The organism is Corallococcus sp. AB045, assembly GCF_003668895.1.
GTDB lineage: Bacteria > Myxococcota > Myxococcia > Myxococcales > Myxococcaceae > Corallococcus > Corallococcus coralloides.
Genome location: NZ_RAWN01000054.1, coordinates 1 through 20,698, shown reverse-complemented (window position 1 = coordinate 20,698; position 20,698 = coordinate 1). Strand labels below are relative to the sequence as shown.

Annotated in this window: 14 protein-coding genes; 5 read left to right on the top strand and 9 right to left on the bottom strand. The window is 71.8% G+C overall.

What is annotated here, in order from left to right:
* Positions 1 to 87 precede the first annotated feature (87 nt).
* The 4 genes from D7Y21_RS15500 to D7Y21_RS15485 form a co-directional block, all read right to left on the bottom strand.
* A complete protein-coding gene (locus D7Y21_RS15500; RefSeq protein WP_121714060.1) occupies positions 88 to 1,191 on the bottom strand; it encodes a class I SAM-dependent methyltransferase in 1,104 nt (367 codons plus the stop codon).
* A gap of 131 nt (positions 1,192 to 1,322) precedes the next feature.
* Positions 1,323 to 3,236, bottom strand: coding sequence for a hypothetical protein (locus tag D7Y21_RS15495; protein WP_121714058.1), 1,914 nt, complete (start codon positions 3,234 to 3,236; stop codon positions 1,323 to 1,325).
* Complete coding sequence (locus D7Y21_RS15490) at positions 3,233 to 3,964, bottom strand: PIG-L deacetylase family protein (RefSeq protein WP_120565865.1); 732 nt, start codon at positions 3,962 to 3,964, stop codon at positions 3,233 to 3,235. The genes D7Y21_RS15495 and D7Y21_RS15490 overlap by 4 nt, the downstream gene beginning before the upstream one ends.
* Entirely contained in the window at positions 3,957 to 4,865 is a 909-nt protein-coding gene (locus D7Y21_RS15485; RefSeq protein ID WP_121714056.1) for a hypothetical protein, read from the bottom strand. The genes D7Y21_RS15490 and D7Y21_RS15485 overlap by 8 nt, the downstream gene beginning before the upstream one ends.
* 480 nt (positions 4,866 to 5,345) lie before the next feature.
* On the opposite strand from D7Y21_RS15485, the gene D7Y21_RS15480 reads away from it, so the two are divergent.
* From D7Y21_RS15480 to D7Y21_RS15470, 3 genes are all read left to right on the top strand, one after another.
* Positions 5,346 to 5,693, top strand: a complete 348-nt coding sequence (locus D7Y21_RS15480; RefSeq protein ID WP_158627291.1) for a PEGA domain-containing protein — start codon at positions 5,346 to 5,348, stop codon at positions 5,691 to 5,693.
* 56 nt (positions 5,694 to 5,749) lie between these two features.
* Positions 5,750 to 7,585: a serine/threonine-protein kinase gene (locus tag D7Y21_RS15475; RefSeq protein ID WP_121714052.1), complete on the top strand. Its 1,836-nt coding sequence runs from the start codon at positions 5,750 to 5,752 to the stop codon at positions 7,583 to 7,585.
* Positions 7,586 to 7,763: 178 nt separating this feature from the next.
* Positions 7,764 to 8,690: a serine protease gene (locus D7Y21_RS15470; protein ID WP_120565869.1), complete on the top strand. Its 927-nt coding sequence runs from the start codon at positions 7,764 to 7,766 to the stop codon at positions 8,688 to 8,690.
* Here D7Y21_RS15470 and D7Y21_RS15465 read toward each other — a convergent pair.
* Entirely contained in the window at positions 8,683 to 9,834 is a 1,152-nt protein-coding gene (locus D7Y21_RS15465; protein ID WP_147469289.1) for a hypothetical protein, read from the bottom strand. The two genes, D7Y21_RS15470 and D7Y21_RS15465, sit on opposite strands and share 8 nt — an antisense overlap.
* A 112-nt stretch (positions 9,835 to 9,946) precedes the next feature.
* Here D7Y21_RS15465 and D7Y21_RS15460 point away from each other — a divergent pair, with 112 nt between their 5' ends.
* Positions 9,947 to 10,906, top strand: coding sequence for an alpha/beta fold hydrolase (locus D7Y21_RS15460; protein ID WP_121714049.1), 960 nt, complete (start codon positions 9,947 to 9,949; stop codon positions 10,904 to 10,906).
* Between the two features lies 1 nt (position 10,907).
* Here D7Y21_RS15460 and D7Y21_RS15455 read toward each other — a convergent pair whose 3' ends face one another.
* Positions 10,908 to 12,632, bottom strand: a complete 1,725-nt coding sequence (locus D7Y21_RS15455; RefSeq protein ID WP_233612116.1) for a general secretion pathway protein GspE — start codon at positions 12,630 to 12,632, stop codon at positions 10,908 to 10,910.
* 41 nt (positions 12,633 to 12,673) lie between these two features.
* The gene (locus tag D7Y21_RS15450; RefSeq protein ID WP_120565873.1) at positions 12,674 to 13,063 is read right to left on the bottom strand and encodes a VOC family protein; all 390 of its coding nucleotides are present in this window, start codon (positions 13,061 to 13,063) and stop codon (positions 12,674 to 12,676) included.
* 27 nt (positions 13,064 to 13,090) lie between these two features.
* On the opposite strand from D7Y21_RS15450, the gene D7Y21_RS15445 reads away from it, so the two are divergent.
* Positions 13,091 to 14,446, top strand: a complete 1,356-nt coding sequence (locus D7Y21_RS15445) for a DUF4388 domain-containing protein (RefSeq protein WP_120565874.1) — start codon at positions 13,091 to 13,093, stop codon at positions 14,444 to 14,446.
* On the opposite strand, the gene D7Y21_RS15440 is transcribed toward D7Y21_RS15445, so the two are convergent.
* Together D7Y21_RS15440 and D7Y21_RS15435 are read right to left on the bottom strand one after the other, a co-directional pair.
* Positions 14,430 to 17,513, bottom strand: a complete 3,084-nt coding sequence (locus D7Y21_RS15440) for a hypothetical protein (protein ID WP_147469288.1) — start codon at positions 17,511 to 17,513, stop codon at positions 14,430 to 14,432. The two genes, D7Y21_RS15445 and D7Y21_RS15440, sit on opposite strands and share 17 nt — an antisense overlap.
* A 24-nt stretch (positions 17,514 to 17,537) precedes the next feature.
* Positions 17,538 to 20,698: flagellar motor protein (locus D7Y21_RS15435; protein WP_121714043.1), on the bottom strand; the 3,161-nt coding region annotated here is incomplete at its 5' end.

Here is a 20,698-nt window from a genome sequence, read left to right as displayed (position 1 = left end):
CGACAAGCTCCGTCGTCAGCCTCTTCCAGGAGAGAAGCCCGCCTTCCTTGTGGACAAACCCGGACTTCTACCCCTGAATACTTGTTATCACCGTTCCCAGAGCCGGATTTCAGTCCCCGCGCGGCGCACGAGGAGCGGGCTCGCGGCGCCGTCCACCGGCTCGATGCGGCCTGGAAGAGTCGCGGACTGGACGCACTTCCATCCGCGCCTGGCGAGCGCCGCATGCACCTGGGCGCCGAAGCCGCCGCCATAGGACGTGAGCAGGTGGGACGCGCGCAGCCGGTCCAGCAGGTCGCGGCTGGCGTCATCGGACAGGTAGTAGAGCACCTCCGCCAGCAGCACCAGGTCCGCCTCCAGCGCCACGTCCTCCGCGCTGGCCTCCACGATGCGCACGCGCGGAAGCCCCCCCAACCGCTCGCGCAGGCGCGTGACGAAGCGGGGCTCCGACTCCACGGCGCGGATGTTCGCGTCCGGGAAGAGCGCCAGTAGGTGCTCGGTCATCATTCCCTCGCAGGCGCCCACGTCCACCACGCTCCGGGGTGGGCCCGCGTGGAGCAGCGTCCCGAGGATCTTCGCGGTGAGGGCGAAGCGCTCGCCCTCGTAGGTGGAATGGGCGAAGCCCCAGGGGTCCGCGAGCTCCGAGAAGACCTCCGGCTTCGTGAGGGACAGGGCGCGCACCACGTCCCCGGCCCGTACTTCGGTGAAGGCCTCGATGCCGGGCCCGTCTCGCACGGGGTCCGTGCACGCGCCGGAAGCGGCTCCGTCCGGACGCTCCCGGTAGAGCGCGTTGAGCAGCGCCAGCTTGCGCTGGAAGGCCGCGTCGTCCAGCACCGTGCAGGCGGTGGGCCTGGCTCCCGTGGCGGGCACCCACAGGCGGTCGAAGACGCGGCTGACGAGCAGCGCCACCTCGCGGTGCAGCGGGGCGTCCTCCTGGGGGCTGTGTGTGTAGACGCGGGCGTCGCTCCGGGCGCGCTGCTCGCGGCACCACGGCCCCACCTCCGACGGGGACAGCAAGAGGTGTGTGCCGCGCGCGCCCAGGGCCCGGCCCACGGCCTCCAGCTCCCGGCCCGCGCTCCCGTCCTCCGTCACCACCGCGACGTCCGCTCCCGGCGCCACCGTGCTGAACAACCGCACGACGTCCTCGGGGTGGGCCACGACGATGAGCGCCGGAGCCTGCTCGTTCTCAGCCATGTTCCGCGCTCCACTCTGAAAGGGATGGGTTGAGGGCTCCGGGCGATGCGCGCCGGGCAAAGTCTGTCTCCGCCGGGCGCCGTGCACGCCATGAGCACGGACCCGGTTTCACGTGACGGCGAGCGTGAGGCTCAGCCATGGGCCGCGCTCCAGTCGGACACGTCCTGCGCCGCCTCCTTCGGGAAGCGCAGCAGCGGCAGCAGTTGCTCGCGGATGAGCGGCTCCCAGCGCAGCCGCTCGGACAGCGCCCAGCCGGTCGCCAGCAGGAGGCGGCCTTCGTGCGCGTCGCGCGGGAGGCGGCGCACCACCTCCTCCGCCACGCGCTCCGCGGTGCGCAGCTCCTGCTCCCGCAGCGCACTGGCGGGCAGCGCCTTCCAGGTCTCCACCGAGTGCGCCAGTCCCGCGGCCCGAGCATCCGCCACCGGATCCGACACCACGAGGTTCGGATGCGCGGCCTCCGACAGCCCCTGCCGCTCGCACACCGCCTTCAGGGCACGCCGGGCGCCGCTGGCTCCGGAGATGACGCAGATGGCGCCGCAGCCCAGGGCCTCCAACTGCGCCAGGCCATAGGACTCATACAGCGACTGCCCCAGGGACACGTCCGTGGCGCGGTGCAGGTCGTCCCGCGTGAAGTCCAGGCCCTCGGGCCACGTGGGCTGGTTCACCAGCGCGAGGTGCAGGCCCGTGTCCTTCGCGTTGAACGCGTCCACCCTCGCCTTCAGTGCGCGCAGGTTGTCGGACGGCTCCGCCTCGTTCCACTCCGTCACCATCATTAGCAGCGCGGGCTTGCGCTCCGGTGGCAGCAGCGTGGCCAGGTGCTCGCATACGTCCACGTCGCGCCAGAGCCCCTTGCAGACCTCGTCCCGCGCGATGTGCGTGAGCAGCAGGCGGAAGTCCTTGCCCCACGCCTTGCGCGCATGGGCCAGCACCTTCGCGCGCGCGGCCTCCTTCGCGTCCCAGCCCGTCTCGATGGGCCGGTGCCCGTGGGGCACCACCGCCACCGGCTGGAGCGCATAGCGCGCATCCAGGAACCGCAGCTCGTCCGCCACGGACGCGCTCACCGCGCCCACGCGGTCGCACAGGTGGCCGTTGCGCAGAATCTGGAAGTTGGGCCAGGTACCCACGGGGTACACCTGGTCCAGCGTCTTCCCCTGCTCCAGCCCCAGGCGCTGGATGTTGTAGAAGCGCGCGTCGGACGCGCCCTGCCCTCCCTCGCCGTACTCCACGAGCACCCGGGGCGTGCGCACCTCGCCCGCGTAATACACGGTGCGGCACCAGCGCCGCCCGTCGAGCAGCGCCTTGTACGCGAGCGGCAGCGACAGGTGCTCCTGCGCCAGGATGACCGTCCCCGCCCCGTCCTTCGGGCGCAGCCGCTCCAGCGCGTCGAAGACGGGCTCCGCGAGCACGATGGCCAGCATCGCGTCGTGATCCAACGCGGGCGCATCCAGGAGGCCGTGCCGGACCGCCTTCCGGAACAGGCGGTTGACCCAGGGCGCCGCGCCCAGCCGCGTGCCGAAGCGCTCGCGCCACACGCGCGACAGCCCCCGCCACGCCGCCGGACGCGGCCCACGGCAGTCGAAGGGGAGGTCCACCCCGAGCAGCGTGTGCAGCCGCGCGAGGAACTTCGGCAGCGTGCCCATCCTCACCCGGTAGCCCCGGAGCACGTCCGTGAGGTCCACGAGCAGCACCTCCACCGGACCGCCCGGAGCGTCGCGCCGCCCGTAGATGAACGACACGTCGTGCCGCGCCTCCACCGGCTGGAAGACGCGCGTCCACCGCTCCGGGTTGTCCCGGCGCAGGCCGCTGTAGAACACCTCGCCGTGCGCCTCCAGGTCGCGCGCCAGCGACTCCTCCGGCGCGTAGCTCCCCAGGCCGCACGGCCGCACCGTGGGGCTCACCAGCAGCGTGCGAGGGAACGCCTGACGGTACTCGGGCTCGGACAGCAGGTGCTCCAGCACCACGCCCATCCCACCCAGCGTGCGCGTGGCCTCGTAGGAGAGGTGCACCAGCATGTCCCCCTCCGCCCAGGGCTCCCTCGTGCTCATGACGCCACCGTCCAGACGCGTTCGGCCAGCCCCCGGCCGGCGCCCAATCTCCGCGCGTGCGACTCCACCGCGGGCAGCGTCTGGGGCTCCAGCTGGCTGGCGTAGAAGGACAGCCCGCGCAGCTTCGCGGACCACAGCGTCGTCACGTCCAGACACCGGGGCGACAGCCCGAGCGCCCACGCGTAGTCGACGATCTCATCCTCCGGGTGGCGCGCGGAGTACGGCAGGTCCTCGTAGTAGACGACGTTCCGCTCTCCGCGCAGGGCCCGCACCGCGTCGCGGACCAGCAGGTGGTCCACGTGGCTGGAGATGCCCAGCGGCACGTAGCAGACCGCGTCCGGGGACACGCTCGCCAGCACCTCGCCCAGCGCCAGCAGCACGCGTGAGGCCAGCGCCGACCGCGCCTCTTCCGACTCCGTGGGGCCGCCCGGTGGCGCGCGCAGGCTGGTGTCGCGGAAGCCCAGGTGCACCAGGTCCAACCCGTGCGCCCGGGCGAACCTCCGGTCCTCGCCCATCCGCAGCGACGTCACCGCCATGGCCCGAGACGGGTCCACCGGCAGCACGAACTCCCAGCAGCTCTGGGAGAAGACCGTGACGAGCGTGGGCACGATGCCCCGGGGCACGCCGAGCAGGCTCGCGTACGCCCCCAGCGCCACGTCGTCCGGATGCGGGGAGAAGAAGACGTGCTCCGGCCCCTCGTCCCTTCCATTGCGCGCGCGCTCAGTCACGGGCGCCTCCCGCGAGCCGCGGCGCGGGCCACGCGTCCAGCGGCAGGTCGTGCAGGTCGCCCTCGGGCGTCACGAAGCCCAGGATGACCACGCGCTCGCCGTCGTTGTGCACCGTGTGCCGGAACGCCCGCACCGGCGCGTCCAGCTCGCGCGTCAGCCCTTCGGAGAAGCGGCCGGAGGTGATGAGCCAGTGCCCCTCGTCGTTGGGCATGAGGCGCGGCGTGTTCCCGTCCAGCCACACCAGCCCCGGCCGGGACTCGCCCAGGTTGAAGGTGAAGAAGCTCTTGTCCGAGTGCGGCTCCGACGCGTGCGCCACCACCTCCCGCCTGCGCCGCGCGGTGCTGGGCGCGTGGTACTTCACGAACCGCACCGCCCCTTCCGTGCGGCGGCGGAACAGCCGCGTGAGCCCCCCGGCGCGCAGGCCGTAGCCCAGCTCCAGCGCCTCCAGCAGCACGACGCCCACGGCGTGACACGCGTCGTACGCGTCCTCCGAGGCCTCCAGGAGCTCCCGCACCGGCTCCGGCACCGGGCGGCGGCGGAACACGGTCCACGTCGCGGGCTTGGCCATGAAGGCCTCGATGGGCTGCCGCACCACCGGCGACTCCGGGTACCAGGTGGCGTTGTAGCCCGTCTCGAACACCGAGGCCGCGGGCAGCAGCGCGTGCAGGTACGGATGCGCCAGCAGCGCGTGCTGGAAGGTTGCCTCGTAGCGCTCGAACAGCCCCGCCAGGGCGTGGCGCTCCAGGAAGGCCGTGGGGCGCTCCAGGTAGAAGAAGCCGCGCTCGGACAGGTGGGTGACGAGCCGCCGCGCGAAGGACTCCCGCTGGCGCGGCGTTCCGGACACGAAGTCCTCCAGCTTGAGCGGCCGGATGTCCGCGAAGCGCTGGGGCTGACGGCGCACGAGGCCGTCCCGCGCGGAGGTGAAGGGTCTGGGTGGCAGGGACGGGGCCGGTGTCCGTGGCGCTGTGGCGGGCATGGGATGTCGGGTCGTCATGGGTGGGATTCAGGCTGGAACGTGTCGCAGGCTACGGGTGGCGTCTGACATGCGTGGATCCCCCCGGACCCGGACCCGGGTCCAATGCCTCTCAAACCCAGCCACCTCCCAGGTCGCCCGGCACACACGCGCCGTCACTCACGCGCGCGGGTTCCCCCGCCGCGGACGGGGGCCATCCGTCCACCTGGAAACATCCCAGCCTCCCTCTGAAAAATGACCCGGACCGGTGGGTCCGGAAGACACCTCCGGGAGCGCTGCTTTCACCGGCTTGTACGGGTGGGAACAGCGATTGCGACGCGGGGGCCGGTGCCTTGACGGAGGCCCCCGCGCGCGCGCCCAATCCCTGTCATGCCTCCGCATACGAGACGTCTGCTCATCACGCTCCTCATGGCTGGTACCTGCGCCTGTGCTCGCGCGCCTGTCTCGCGGGACGTGGATGCCCTGACGGCCCTGCGGGTGGAGGCCGTCCGTCCGCCGATGCCGGCGCCCCGCGCGGTGCGGGTGGAGCGCCCGGTGACGACGGGGCTGCGCCTGGACGTGGTGCCGGACCGCGCGCGCGTCTTCGTGGACGGCAGGGCGATGGGGCTCGCGCGGCACCTGGGGACGCTGCTGCCGCTCTCACCCGGGGTCCACCAGGTGAGCGTCCGGCTGGAGGGCCACGCCACGTGGCGGGCCGAGGTGATGGTGGGCGACCGGCCGGAGCCCATCCAGGTGACGTTGAGCGCTTCGCCGTGACGAGAAGCGGGCCGTGACGCGCAGCGCACCGTCAATCCGAGGGGGGAGGCACAGGCGTGAAGCCGCCAACGAGGAAGGGCCGGCTGTTCCGGCTGCCGTTCGCGGATGCGCCGGAGTCGCGCGCGCGGCTGTGGAAGAGCATGACGGAGCACGGCCTGTTCGTTCCCGAGGACACGCCGCAACCCATCGGGACGGAGTTCGCGCTCCAGGTGGCCTTCCAGGGGGACGGGCCCGCTGTCTCCGGCCGCGTGCGGGTGATGGAGCACGGCGTGTCCGGCTGGGTGCGCGGCTACTTCGCGAAGTTCGTCGCGCTGGACGCGGGCTGCCTTCCGCTGCCGCTGAGCCCTCGCGAGCCGCTCGCTCGCGCGACGGTGGGGACTCCCGCCGCGAGCACGTCCGCCGGTGCTCCCGGGGGGAACGCGGACTCGTGGCGGGAGGAGCCGACGCCGGTGGGCATCCGGCCGCGCTCCACGGTGGATGGCGCGTCCGCGCTGAATGACTATTCGCACCTGGAGCTGCTGCACGCGCGCGACCCGGAGGCGTGGCAGGGAGGGTTGCGGCCGTTCGACGCGTTCGGGCCGTACCAGCTGCTCCAGCGGCTGGGCACGGGCGGCATGGCGGAGGTGATCCTCGCCCGGCGCACGATGGCGGAGGGCGTGGACAAGCTGGTGGCACTCAAGCTGGTGTTCCAGGAGTACGCGCGGCACCCGCGCCTGTCGGAGCTGTTCCTCACCGAGGCGCGGCTGAGCGCGACGCTGCAACACCCCAACGTCATCCAGGTGTTCGACGTGGGCAGCGCCGCGGGCCGGCCCTTCATGGCCATGGAGTACGTGCACGGCCGCAACGGCGCGGACCTGGTGCAGGCGCTGCGGCAGCGCGGGCGTCCTCCGCCGGTGGCGTTGGCGGTGACGATCGCCATCGAGCTGGGCAAGGCGCTGGAGTACCTGCACGGGCAGCGCGACCTGGACGGGCGACCGCTGCACCTGGTCCACCGCGACGTGAGCCCGGGCAACCTGCTCGTGGGCCTGCACGGCGAGGTGAAGCTGGTGGACATGGGGGTGGCGTCCGCCAGCATCGCGAGCGGCAATGATCTGACGGTGGAAGCGCACGCGGGCCCCACGGAGTTCCGAGTCACCCGCACCGCTCGCGGCATGCATCTCAGCGTCTCCCGCGGACGGCTGCTGCTGTCCGAGGGCACGCACCGCCGCACGCTCGAGGCCAGCAACTGGCTGGACGTCGCGCGCGGCCTGGAGGACGCCGAGCACGACGGCCCGCCCTTCCCCACCAGTCTCTCCCCGGGAGTGGACTCGCGCATCGCGTGGAGCCCGGAGCTGCGCATCCCGCTGAGCTGGAGGCCGTTGGACGACGCTCGGAGCTACCAGGTGCAGGTGGCGCGCGACCTGGGCTTCCGCCAGCAAATCGTGGACACGCAGGTGGAGGGCCTGGCCTTCACGTTCGTCCCGCCGGAGCCCGGCATGTTCGTCTGGCGCGTGTCCGCGCTGGACTCGGAAGGACGGCCCGGTGAGCCCGGCTTCGCCCGCCGAGTCTTCGTGGAGCGCCAGCGGCCCCGGGGCCTGCTCGTCACGCCGCGTGATGGCTACGAGGCTCCGAAGGCCGACGAGGACCTGGTCTTCGCGTGGCAGTCCATTGGCGGAGCGCCGCGCTACCGGCTGGTCGTCGCGCGGGACCGGGAGCTGAGGCATCCGGTGCTCATGCGCGAGGGCAGCCCGCAGCAGGTGGTGCTGCCCGGCCTCGCTCCCGGCGAGTACTCCTGGGGCGTGTACGTGGCGGAGGACCCACCCGTGCCGCTGTTCCAGAAGGCTCGCAGGCTGGTGGTGCCCGGACCTTCCGGGGCCCGCGCACGCGACGCGCTCCTCCCCATGGAACGCTGAGCCCTGACACTCCCAGCCTGACACGGCTGACGCGTCATGCGCCTCCGCTGACATGTCACACGGCGACGGAGACGACGTGCCGTCGCACGTCCAGGTGCGCGTCTCGTCCCGACAGCCCGGGCGTATGAACGCGGCATGTCGATTGCTATCTCACTCCGCACTTACTCCAGGAGGATGCATGCGCTTCATGAGCGGAGTCGTCGTCGCGGTCGGTCTTCTCGGGTGCGGTGGTTCGGAGGCCGATCAGGCCCCCTTCGAGACAGTGGGTCACACGGACCAGGAGATCGTGGGAGGCGTCGAGGCCCGGCCGAACTCCCACCCCTGGATTGTCAGCCTGCAGAAGAAGTACGGCAGCCATTTCTGCGGGGGCAGCCTGGTGCGGGTGAGCAACACCAAGGAGGAGAGCGACATCGTCCTCACCGCTGCCCATTGCGTCTATGACGGCTACTCCAACGTCACTGCGTCCGCAGGTGCGCATGACCTGTACCGCCCCACGTCCACGCAAGTGACAGCCCGGGTGACGGTGGCCGTCTACCACCCCCAGTACAATCCGAACAGGACGCTGAACGACATCGCCGTCCTCAAGCTCGACAAGCCCATCAAGTTCGGCACGAGCGTCGCCGGGGCTTGCGGCCAGTCCTCGGGCATGCGCCCCAACCTGGGCCCTCAGCTCGCGGGCGGCAACACGCGCGTCCCTGTCTGCCTCCCGGCCTCCGGAGAGCGCGTCGCTGACAACACGATGGCTACGGTCGCGGGGTGGGGCCTGACACGCGAGGGGGGTTACGACACGTCCAGCATCTTGCTGCAAGTGGGCGTCCCCGTCCTCAACCATCGGGACGTCGCCAACAGCTACAGGACACAAGGAATCGTCATCGACGAGAGTGCCATGTTCGGGGCTGGGTATCAGCAGGGGGGCAAGGACACCTGCCAGGGCGACAGCGGCGGGCCGCTCGTCGTCAACGGCTCCCAAGGCTTCGTGCTCCAGGGCATCGTGAGCTTCGGGGTAGGCTGTGCGCGGGCAGGCCTGCCCGGCATCTACACGCGCGTCTCCAACTACATCCCGTGGATCAACATGCAGATCCGGACCCTCAGCGCCGTCAGGTAGGGCGCGCGGCAAGGGCTGCCTTCGCCAACTCCAGGTCCGTGTAGAGGCTCGCCTCGGGGATTCCCGCCTCCTTCAACTGACGAGCGGCGATGCGGTTGACCCACCACACCGTCCCCCCGGGACGCTGGTGAAACCGGGCGAAGCGCGGATAGAGCAGCGTCCCCATTCCCTCGAAGCCCGTCAGATCCATCAACAGCGGTGTCTCTGGGGGAGTCGCCGCGAAGAGCGAGTCCAGGGCCTCGGACGACAACGACGACAGCCCTCCAAAGAGACGAACGCGGCGCGGCGACTCCTCGAACACTTTCACGGGGAGCCCCGCATCCAGGTAGCCGTGGATGCCTTCCAGAAACGCGATGCTGTTGGCCTCGCGAGCCAGCTCGGCCGCGAGCCGAAAGAGCGCCAGGACCAGGGCATGATGCCGGGGCGCATGGTGGGCGTCCGGGCTCCACGCGACGAAACCGCGCTCTTGGCTCGAATGACGGAGGCGGAAATAGAGGCTGATTCCATCCATCCCGATGACGGCCGAGTCGGTCATCTCCAACGGGGCCAGGATTGCGACTTCATCGAGGAACTGGCGTCCTCGCTCCTGGGGAATGGGGACACACTCCGCGAGGGGCAGGCTCTCGCTGGCAATCACCAGGGTGCCGTGGGCTTCGCGGAAAATCGTGGCGAGGGCGCCGTTCTCGAAGAACGAGGGGCTGAGCTCGACGCCATAGAACGTCGCGGGATGAGGAGGCAGGTGCAGCCGGGGCACGTGCTTGTCCTCCTCCTCCGCGATCACCGTGAAACCGCTGGCCTCCGCCGCCGCACGGAGCTCGAGCATCTCCTGGTGCGAGAGTCTCCGCCCCGTCCACCCTGGCAGAGCTCGGTATTGGTCGCGCACACCCTGAATCGACTCATTCGCGTGGACGGGGAGGATCTGCCGCAGGGAGGCCGCCTCTTTCAGCGTCAGTTCGGGCCCGCGCCAGAGAATCTGGACGCGCCATCCAGACGCCGTCCCAGGGACGGGCGCACAGCAGGCAGCCGCCATGGCCTGTTCACACCGAAGACAGGGTGTGAAGGCGATGCCACGCTCGATGGTGGAATCCCCGAAGCTCCCTCCGCAGCTGGGACAGGTCAGGCGTTCTTCCGGCTCGTCGTTCATCGCAAGCTCCGCGTCGCGAGTGCGGCGGGAGGCCGACACGGTCCATATGATAGTGCCGTGTCACGGGCCGTCCGCCGCCAGGCGCCTGTGCCCCTTCGTCCCGGGTGAACGCATGTCCGTCGCTCTTGGAGTCCTCGCTGGCGTCGCAGTGCTGGTGCCCACCGCGCGCTGGTGGTTGATGCACCGGGTGGGCACGCCCCGCGCGAGCGAGTCCTTCGATGGACACGTCTACCGGGTGGGCAAGGCCGTCATCGCCGAACGGCGCTGCGAGCAGCCCCGCGCCACGGTCATCGTCATGCACGGCTTCGTGGCGGACATGCGCTACTTCACGCACCACTACCGCGAGCCCGACCTCCAGCTCATCCTGCTGACGAGCTGCGACTACCACCTGCCCATCACCGACCCGCGCGAGCAACCCGCCCCCTGGGCGAAGGTGCCTGCCGAACCGGAGGGCACCATCTCCCATGACGCCGCGGTGCTGGTGCAGGCCCTGGAGCACCTGCCCCGGACGAACGTCGTGCGCGTCCACGGACATTCGCGCGGAGGGGCCGTGGTCCTGGAGGCCGCGAAGCTGCGGCCGGACCTGTTCGAACGGGTGGAGGTCGTACTGGAGGCGCCCGTGCTCCCGCAGGCCCGCCCCTACCGGAGCCTGACGCCCTCGCAGCTCTGGCTGCTGCCGTTCCTCATCCCGCTGTGGCGGCTCGCGCCCATCGCGAAGCACAACCGGGGCGCCTGGGGGCCGTTGGAGAATGCTCGCAAGCGAGAGCTCATCATGGCCTTCCCGTTCAACCCCAAGCGGGTCGCGACGATGATGGCCAACCTGCGGGACATCGAAGCGTGGAGTCAGGCGCGCGATGCGTCCCTGTTCGGCAACGTGCGGCGAGGCACGGTGCTCGTTCCGGGGAAGGACCGGGTGCTGGAGTCCGCGTCCATGCGGGAGAGCGCCGGGCGCGCGAAGCCAGGACTCAACGTGGTGGAGCTGGACGGGTGCAGCCACTTCGTCCTGTGGGACCGTCCGGATGCGATGCCCGTGCTGGCGCACCCACCTGAACGGCCCACCGGCAGCGATTGAGCTACGCGCTCTTGCGACGCCGCATCATCGCTTCGTACGAACGGCCCACGCCCTGGGAGAGGATGAGCAGCTCGCCCACGTCCGGCGGGGTGAACTGCTCCGCTCCATTGTCCACGTAGAGCAGGTGCACGACCTTGCCGCGCACGAGCAGCGGCAGGATGACCGCTGTCGTGGGGAACCCTCCGCCGAGCAGGCGGTAGAACATGCCCATCGCCGCGTCGCGCTTCACCGGACCGACGTAGTGGGAGCGCAGGTCGCGCACGAGGCGGAAGGTGCTCTGGTCGCGCAGCGGCACGCCGATGCGGCGGACGCCTTCGTCGCTCACGCCCTGCCCCATGCCGTGCCAGCCGGTGACGAGGTTGCCCTGCACGGACAGCAGCAGGCACCGGCGCCACTTGCCCATCGCGAAGCGGAGCACCGTGCGGGCCACGTCCTCGCGGTCCGAGCTGCGCCCCAGCTCCGCCTGGGCCTCCGGGAACGTGAGCGGCGTGGGAGGGGGAGCCACCGGCTTCGCGGCCACGGGCTGAGTCGCGGCGGCACCCGGGGGCATCGCGCCCGTCGCTCCGGCCTGGGCCGCGACGTGCGCGGGGACTCCCTGCGCACCCGCCTGGGCCGCCACCTGCGCGGGCACGCCGGCGGCTCCCGGTCCGCCACGCACCTGCGCCGCGACGCCCTGCGCTCCAGCCTGACCCGCGACATGCGCGGAAGCTCCCGCCTGGGCCGCCAGATGCGCGGGCACTCCCTGCGCACCCGCCTGGGCCGCCAGATGCGCGGGCACTCCCTGCCCTCCGGCTTGTCCCGCCAGATGCGCGGGCACTCCCTGCCCTCCGGGCTGACCCGCGACGTGCGCGGGCACTCCCTGCCCTCCGGCTTGTCCCGCCAGATGCGCGGGCACTCCCTGCGGCCCCACGCCCTGCCCCGCCGCACTCGCGGCTCGGGCTGCTTGCGCGGGCACTCCCTGCACCGGGACGGACGGAGCGATGTGCGCGGGGATGTCCACTCGCGGCGGCACGGGCGCTCCAGGACGCGCCTGCGCCGGCATCGCGGGCCGGCCCTGGGGCGGCGCGGCCACGGGCGCCTCCACCACCTCCTCGCCGGTGATGATGATCTCCCCTTCGAGCACATCCGCTTCCGCATCCGAGCCGCCGCGCAGCGCCTGCGCGTAGACGGACTGGAACTCCTCCTCGCTCATCAGGTCCGGCGGCCGCTCCGCCGCCTTTTGCAGCTCCGCCGCCGCGCCCTTCGCGGGCCTCGGGCGGACGGCATTCATGTCGATGGCCCGCAGCTGCCGGAACGCCTTCGCGTGCCGCCGGAGCAGCTGGTTCATCCGGAACTCGGGGATGACCACCGGCACCACGCGCTTGCCCGTCTTGAACGCGATGGCGTCCAACGTCGTGAAGTCATGCGGGTTCAGCACCGCGACGCTCAACCGCGTCGCGTCCGCCCGCATCGGCAGGTACTCCTTGTCGTCCGCCTCGTTGGGGTTCACCAGCGCCACGGCCTTCGGGTCGGGCACCATCTCCCCGGACGCGTAGGCGCAGTTGTGCAGCCGCCCCAGCGCCTTGGCCAGGTCCTGCTCGGACAGGAGCCCCAGCTCCACCAGGTTCGTCCCCAGCCGTCCGCCGTGGACCACCTGCGACTCCAGCGCCTCCTCCAGCCCCGCCGCCGACACGAGGCCGTCCTTCACGAGCAGTTCACCCAGGCGCATGGGGCCGCTTGTAGCCATGCCCCGTCACCCTCCGCAAGCACCCGGCCGGGCACCCGTCCCTAGTCGTCTGGATGGTGGCTCAGCCCCACCCGGTTGCCCTCCGGGTCCCTCACGTAGAGCGTCCAGCGCGTCTCATGCTCCAGCGGCACGCCCGCGCGGGCCAAGGTCTCCACCACCCCACCCCGCGCCTCGCGGGGAATCCGGAACACGAGCATCAGCAGCCCCGGCGCCGGATGGCGGAACGGCACCACTTCCGGCGTCCCGTCCACCGACTCGATGGCCAGGAAGGCGCCCCCTGGGACGCCGACCCAGACGCTGCGCAGGGTGCCGTCCTCCCGCGAGTGGCGCTTCAGTTCCGGAAAGCCCAGCAGGTCGCGATAGAACGCCGTCACGCGCTCCACGTCCTTCGCTTGAATCGCCACGTGGTGGAAGCCCTGAACGTCCTTCATGGGGTTGATGGTAGGGTCTGCCCGCCCATGGCGCGACTGCTCATCGTGGAGGACAACCAGGAACTCGCCTCCCTCATCGCCACGGTCGCGGAGACCCGAGGCCATGAGGCGCTCACCGTTTTCACGGGTGAGTCCGCGCTGGAGGCCCTGGGCCCCCACTCGCGCTTCGACGCGGCGCTGGTGGACCTGCTGCTGCCGGACATCCGCGGCAGCGAGGTGCTGGGAGCCCTGCGCGCGCACGGCATCCCCGCCATCGCCGTCAGCGGTGTCTACAAGGGCGACCGCTTCGCCCAGGAGGCCACGCAGATCCACGGCGCCTGCGCCTTCTTCGAGAAGCCCTTCGAGCTGGACTCCGTGCTCAACGCGCTGGAGGAGGCCGCCGGCGTGCCGCCCGTGACGCACGGAGAGCTGCTCGACGAGGTGGACCTGCTCGTCCTGGAGGAACTGGTCCAGGAGCCGTCCGCGGAGAAGGAGCCCGCGCTCGAGTCCGTCCTCTCCCCGTCCGAGCCTGCCGAACCCGCGCCCCCCGAAGAAGCCCCCGGCGTGTCGGAGGCCCTGCCCCTGCCCTTCGCGCAGCGCGACGCGGTGTGGACGGAGGCCGCTCCCGCGCCCGTGCGTCAGCGGCGCCAGCTGCCGGAGTGGTCGCTCGGCGGAGACCTGGCGCACACGTCCGTGCCGCGGCTGCTCAACGCGTATTACGAAGCGCGCCACCACGGCGAGCTGAAGCTGCGCCAGGGCACGGTGCTCAAGGTCGTCTACTTCGAGGCGGGCCGCGTGGTGTACGCCGCCTCCAACCTGGCCCCGGAGCGCTTCGGCCGCTTCTGCCTGCGCAAGGGCGCGCTCACGGAGGCGCAGCTCGCGGAGGCCGCGGGCTACGCGCGCGAGCACTCGCTGCGCACCGGCGACGCCCTGCTCAAGCGCGGCCTGCTCAGTCCCAAGCAGCGCCGCCAGCTGCTGGAGGAGCAGGTGAAGGACATCCTCTGGTCCACCTTCGCGTGGACGGAGGGCGGCTATGGGTTCAGCCCCATGCGGCCGCAGCGCGCGGACCTGGTGCCGCTGTCGCTCTTCCCCGGCGACCTCATCCTGGAGGGCGTCACGCGCACGGAGACGCTGGTGGCGCTGCGCCAGCGCATGGCGCCCGGACGCCGCCTGTTCCCCACGGCGGATCCGCCCTACGGCCTGCACGAGCTGAAGCTGGCGGGGCCCCAGGCGATGCTGCTCGCGTTCGCGGACGGCACGAAGACGGTGGAGGACCTGCTCGCCCTCACGGACCTGTCCGAGCGCGAGGCCCTGGCCACCCTGCGTGGCCTGGAGCTGTCCGGCGTGCTGGAGGAGCGGCAGCAGACGCCCAACCGCCGCCAGCGCATCAGCTTCGGGCTCTGACGCCCCGCCGGCGCCGCGCGGCCCAGGCCAGCGCGCCCAGCCCGAACGCCGTCACGCCCGAGCCCCCACCGGAGCACCCGCATCCCGACGTGGAGGGAGGCGGCGGCTCCGCCCGCGACACGACGACATCGCGCAGCGTCGCCGTGCCAGAGTAGTTCGGCGGAGCCAGGAGCGCCGTGCGCACCACGTACGTGAGCGTCGCGGTCGCGCCCGCGGGCAGCGGCACCGGATCCACCGCGAAGTGCTGCCCGGACACATCCACCGGCGTCACCGGCTGGCCATTCAACGTCACGCTCTGGGGCACCACCTGCGCACCGGTGACGGTCTCCCGGTAGTGGATGGAGCTCACGTCGCAGGCGGTGTCGTTGCGCAGCGTCACCGTGACGCCCACCTGGCTGGAGTTGATGCCCTCCCCCGTCTCCGTGCGCCGCTCCACCGTCACGAAGGGCCGCGCGCCAATGCGCACCGCGTGCTCGCGCGCCGCCCCGCTCGCGCCTTCGCCCTCGGCCGACACGTTCAGCGTGACAATCTCGCCCACCAGGGACTCCAGCTGCGTGTCCACCGTGGCCAGCGACACCGAGTCACCCTGGGCGACGAGCGTCGCCATCTCCGGCCCTCCGGAAGGGTTCCACTTCAGGTTCACCGCCGAGCAGGCCCCTTCCGGAATCGTCTGGCGCAGCGTGCCCCGGGCGCCCTCGCCGCAGGTGGCGATGAGCTCACCGCTCAGCTCGCCCAGCACCACCTCGCGCGCCTGGCGGGGGAAGTCCGTCGTCGCCTCCGGTGCCATGACGGTGCCCTCGTGCACGCGCGCGCGCACGGTGTAGTTGGCGCTGCCGCACATGGGGGGCAGGTCCAGCGCGAAGTCGCCTCCGCCTCCGGTGGCCGTCCACGTGTCGAACACCTTGCTGGGGTCGGCCGGGTCCTCCAGCGTCACCACCGTGGTGAGGGGACGCATGCCCGTGCAGTTGAGCGGCGGATCCGTCTTCACGTGGCCGCGCAGCATGCGCTCCTCCGAGGGGTCCAGCTCCACCAGGGTCCTCACCGATTCCAGGGGCACCCAGCGCGGCTTCACCGAGACCTCCACGTCGGAGGAGGGGCTGTCGAGGACGAAGCCGTCCACGGTGATGCGGTTGAAGGCGCGCAGCTTCAGCTTCAGGGTGTCCACGCACGTCGCCCCGGCGAGCAGCACGGAGTGGCCCTCGGTGGGGTCCTGGCCCACGGGACGCCGGTCGTTCCCCTGGAGGGCCGTCACCGTCGCGCCCGAGGGATTATCCAGGACCGACCAGAACGTCGACACCGGCGGCAGTCCTGGCGTTCCAGGAGAACCTCCGCACAGGTGGGTCGCCTGGGGTATCAGCGCCGCGCCGGAGAAGACGTCACGCGAGGGGCTGGTGAACGGGGCCTCGGGAGGGCCCCACGGGTGGATCCGCACCGGGACCTTCGTGGGATCCGAGGTCAGCGCGCCGTCGTTCGCGCGCACCTCGTAGTCGAAGGAGGTCGTGCCCGGTTTGCAGCGGTCCGCCAGGGTTGAAGGGGGCGTGAACGTGGCCACGCCGGCCTTCACGTCGAGCTTGGGTGCCCCGGGGGGCTCCGTCCAGGTGTACCTGACGGGCTCGCAGCCGGTGACACCTCGCGTGGCGGTGAAGGTGCCGGAGGGCCCTCCCATGAAGAAGTCGTTGCCCTCCACCTCCACCTGGGGCGCGCCAGGCTTGATGGAGTGGTTCAGTACCATCGCCATCGTCTTCAACGTGTCGTGCGCGCGCAGGCCGTCAGAGGCCACCACGTCCAGGGATGACGTCTCGGACGCACAGATGCCCACGGGCGCGGTGAGCCTCAGCTTGAGTCCGCTGTCCTCGCGCGAGTCGAGCGGAGCCTGAGCAACGGTGATCCGACTGCCCGGCGCACGCACAGTGGCCGACAGCCGCACCGCGTCCCCGTCCGGGTCGCGCAGCTTGAGCTCCACGTCCTTTGTCTCGCCCTCGTTCACGCTGAGGGTGGAGGGCAGGTCGCTCACGTTGGGAGGGTTCGCGTTCCGGTAGATGAGGATGTTCTGCGCGGGCCCGTCGAGGATGGCCACGCAGTAGGACGCGTCCGCGCAGGCCATCCGCAACGCGGGATGGGGGATGCTTGCGGGCGAGTTCGTACTCTGCCGCCAGAGCGTGCCCGGGAGTGCAGGCGGAACCGTTGGCTCCGCGCTGTATGCCACCACCTTGCCGTCTGATTTCTGCTTGAGGAGCAGCAGCCCGAAGCCCGTCCCAGCGACGGAGCCGCTCGTCACATCAAGCGCGAGCGCGTCGACCGAACCCGGCGCCAGCGGGATGGGCTCGAACGGATAGGCGGATCCGCCCAGCGTGCCTCGGAACAGGCCCGAGTCGTTGCCGAAGAACGCGAGCGGCTGCTCCGGCGTGGAGCCCGGCAGAAGGACCACGCTCTGGGCCAGGTTCGGAGCAGAGATGCCTGCGGCGATATAGGACACCGCGCTGGTGCCCCGGTACCAGAGGAAGTTCGCCTTGGCCGTGGATACGGAAAACAGCGCCTGGGGTTGCCCATCCGCCTGAGGGGCCAGCACCGCGAGATGCGGCTGGGCGCTCAGGTCCGGCAGCGGGGGCGGCAGGGTGCCCCACTCGGCCGTTCCCTCTTTCGGGAGGAGCGAGGTCCGGAACTGCGGTGTCTGTAAGGGCCCCTCGGCGGCGACGGCATACCCCACGCCCCCGTCGGCTGTAACGCGTGCGGCCTTTACCGCGTAGTCGCTGCCGTCATTGGGGAATAGGCGCTTGTTGTCATCCGTGGGCGAGCAGCCCCCCTCGCTCTGGAGCGTCCCGTCCAGACGGATGCCCACCACACAGGTAGGTCCGCGCAGGAAGCTGCCCGCCATGCCCACGTTCAGGGTCGTCAAGACGCCATCGCGCGACACGTACAGCTGGCCGTCGGTCGCCACGGCGAAGAAGCCGGGGCGGAAGACGGTCACGTCCCTCGGGGTTCCCGCCTGGGTCCCGATGTGGGTCCACTCCGCGCGAGCCACGCCCGCGCACAACCCCAGTCCCAGGAGGATCCACCCGACTCGCACGTTCGTCATCCCTCTGCCCGGCGACTACCAGGCCACTTCCGCCCGGAGATAGAGGCGATCCGGAGCATCCTCCGATTCGGCCTCCAGACCCAAGCCGCTGAAGCCCAGGACGGTGTACCCCAGGGCTACCCGCAGGCGCTCGTCCAGCCGGTAAGCCACTTCCGGCCGGAGCGCTGTCAGGCCCTGGTCGTCCGCCGCGGACGTGCGCCGGGCGGCCTCCACCGCGACCTCCAGTCCGCCCAGCAGCCGCACCGAGGGCCGCAGCGTGCCCGTCCACACCCAGCGCGAGGACTCGCCCAGGCTGGCGCGTCCAACGTGCAGGCCGGACGCCACGGAGAGCCGATCGCCCAGCCGCACCGCCGGCATCAGCGACACCGTCTGGAGCACCCGGTCTCCGAATGCGAAGCGGGCACCCGGGGACAGCTCGCGCGTGAGGCCGTAGCGGGCCACCACCAGCCACGGGCCAGGCCGCCAGACGAGCGCCGCGAACCCTTGCGCGAACCGGGCCTCCAGCCCCTCCCGGCCCGCGGTGTGCGCGAAGTCCAATCGCCCGGAGGCCGTCACGTCCTTCATCAACTGGCCCTCCGCGGCCAGCGCCAGCACCACCTGGGTGCGGTCCACCGGGCCGGAGGCACCACGCACGGGAGTGCCCTCCTCGTGGCGCAGCTCCGCGCGCACGTCCGCGCGGAAGCGCTCGCGCAACCACTGCGCGGACACACTGGCCACGTCGCGCGTGAGGTCGCTTTCGATGTCCAGCGGGTTGCGCACGCCACGCTCATAGCGGGCAGCCGCGCTGAAGCCGCTCTGTCCCGCCGCCCACTGGAAGCCCACGGCGCGGGCCCGCCGCATCGCCATGGCGTCGTGCGCGCTCACGTCCTCCACGAACAGGGTGGTGCCGTCCCCCACCTCCGTGCGAGCCCCCGTCACCGCGCGGGCCGCCCCAAAGTCCGGCCCGTCCACGTCCACGGAGTAGCCGCCGTAGTAGGTCTCGCGGCCGCGCCGCGCGCGCGCGTCCAGCCAGGCCTGCGGGCCCAGCTCCGGCCCCCAGCCGCCCTTCACGCCCACGGACGTGTCGTTGTCCAGGTTCACGGCCACGCCCGCGGAGGTGAACGTGTCGTTCATCCGGCCCAGGCCTTCGCCGCGCTCGTGCAGCCGCTGCCGGTGGCCCGCGGACACGGTGAGGCGGGACGTCAGCATGCGGGACACCGATACGCCCAGGGACGTCCGGCCGCCTTCGAGCGCGGCGCCCTGGCCGGGCACCTCCGTGGCACGCAGCCAGCTGTCGCGCAGCTCCAGGCGCACGGTTCCTTCGTGGTGCTCATAGGCCACGGCGGCGCCCAGCGTGCGGGCGCCGAAGGGCGTGTCCTCGAAGGGCAAGCGCGGATCCGCCGAGCGGCGCTCGTCGCCCAGGAGCGTGAGCGCCACCGGACCCACGGGCTGGGTGACACGCAGGGACAGCTGCCGGAAGCGAGCCACGTCCAGGTGCGCGCCATCGGAGAAGCCCTTGGAACGCTCGCGCCACACGGCAGCCACGGCGCCGCCGTGACCAGGCCCCAGGACTCCAGGTCCACTCAGGCGCAGGGTCACCGCGCCGCCGTGGTCGTCCTGCGTGCCCACCGGGCGGAGGAAGGACAGGCCGCCGTCGTCCGACACGCCGAAGACGGAGGGCTCCACCGCGAGGCCCCGGCTGCTCGCGGCCTCCGCGAGGAGCGAGTAGCCCCACAGCTTCGTCTGCCCCCGCCCCGACAGGAGCTGAAACGGCGCACCCAGCCGGCGCTCGCGCACGGCGGCCAGGCCGACGGTGGAGTCGCGCCAGCGCGCCCAGGCCTCGCCGCCCACCGAATCGCGCGGGTCGCCCGTGTGCAGCACGGCGTAGTCCACGACGAGCACCGGCTCCGGCGCCTCAGAGAGCGCGTCCGTGCGCAGGAGCGACGTTCCGATGAGGAACGACAGCGGGCGCGCGAGGAGGATGCGGCCGGCGAGGTAGTCGATGTCGTAGTCGCGGCCCCGGATGAGGTGCTGTTCGCCCAGCGGCAGACCGGTGACGCCGTCGCGCACCTCCACGCGCACCAGCTCGGAGCCCTCCGCCACGGTGCCGCCGCCCAGGTAGTAGAGGCTGCCGCCGGTAGCGCTCAGCTCCTCGTGCGCGGGCGTCGCGGCCAGGCCTCGCGTGGGGTCCACGAGCCCGCCAGCGAACGCGTCCAGCCCCACGCTCACGGGACCCAGCTGTTCGCGCAGCTCCGCGTAGGGACCGAAGAGGGGGCGGTGGTAGCGGCCCACCTCGCGGTCCTGAATGAGCGCGCGGTAGGTGCCGAAGCCCGCGCGGCCGTACTGCTCGTGGCGCGCTTCCAGGCGCAGGCGCCCTTCCGCGGGGTTGGGCGTGAGGGACACGGAATTGTCGCCCCACTCCGCCGGCGCGAGGTCGGGGTCGGGCCAGCGGTCGAAGCGCTCGGGCCTGCGGGGACGCAGCCAGTCCACGAGCGGCGCGTCGTCCAGCTGGCGCAGGTCGGTGTCGGTCAGGTCCAGCTCGCCCACCACCTGCACGGGTCCCAGCTGGGCCTCACCGTGGAGGGCACCGCGGCCCCGCAGCCGGAAGCCCCCGCCGGCCGGCGCGAGGCTGGCCTCCACGTCGAGCAGGCCCACGACAAAGGGCTGGGCGCGCGCTTCGACGGTCACGGACACGGCGCTCCAGCGCTGCTGTGGAGGAGCCATCGAGATGGGGATGGTGTTGCGTCCCGGCACGAGCCGCACGGGCAGGCGGACCTCGCCTTCAGGGCCCGCGACGAGTTGGGTGTCAGGCGTCCTCACCTGGGTGCCGGGGACCACCTCCAGACGCAGGTAGGTGTCTCCCGTGGGCAGGGGCACGTCCGGGGACAGCCCGCGCACGGCGCCCAGGCGCACCTTCTCGTGAGGGATGACGATCCAGCCGTGCTCACCACGCCGAACCACGTCGAAGGATTGCTGGGCGAACTCCACCGTGCCGCCGGGCGAGGTGGTGGTGATGGCGATGACGTTCGAGCCCGGCGTCAGCAGCACGCTCGCGAGCCACGCGCCGGAGTCCTGCACGGTGGCGTCCACGTCGCCCGCGCGGACCCGGTCTCCGGGAGAGGCCTGGCCGCTGATGAGGAAGCGCAGGTTCCCGTGGTCGGCGGCGCGCGCTTCGGGAGGCCGGCCCGGGGTGGAGG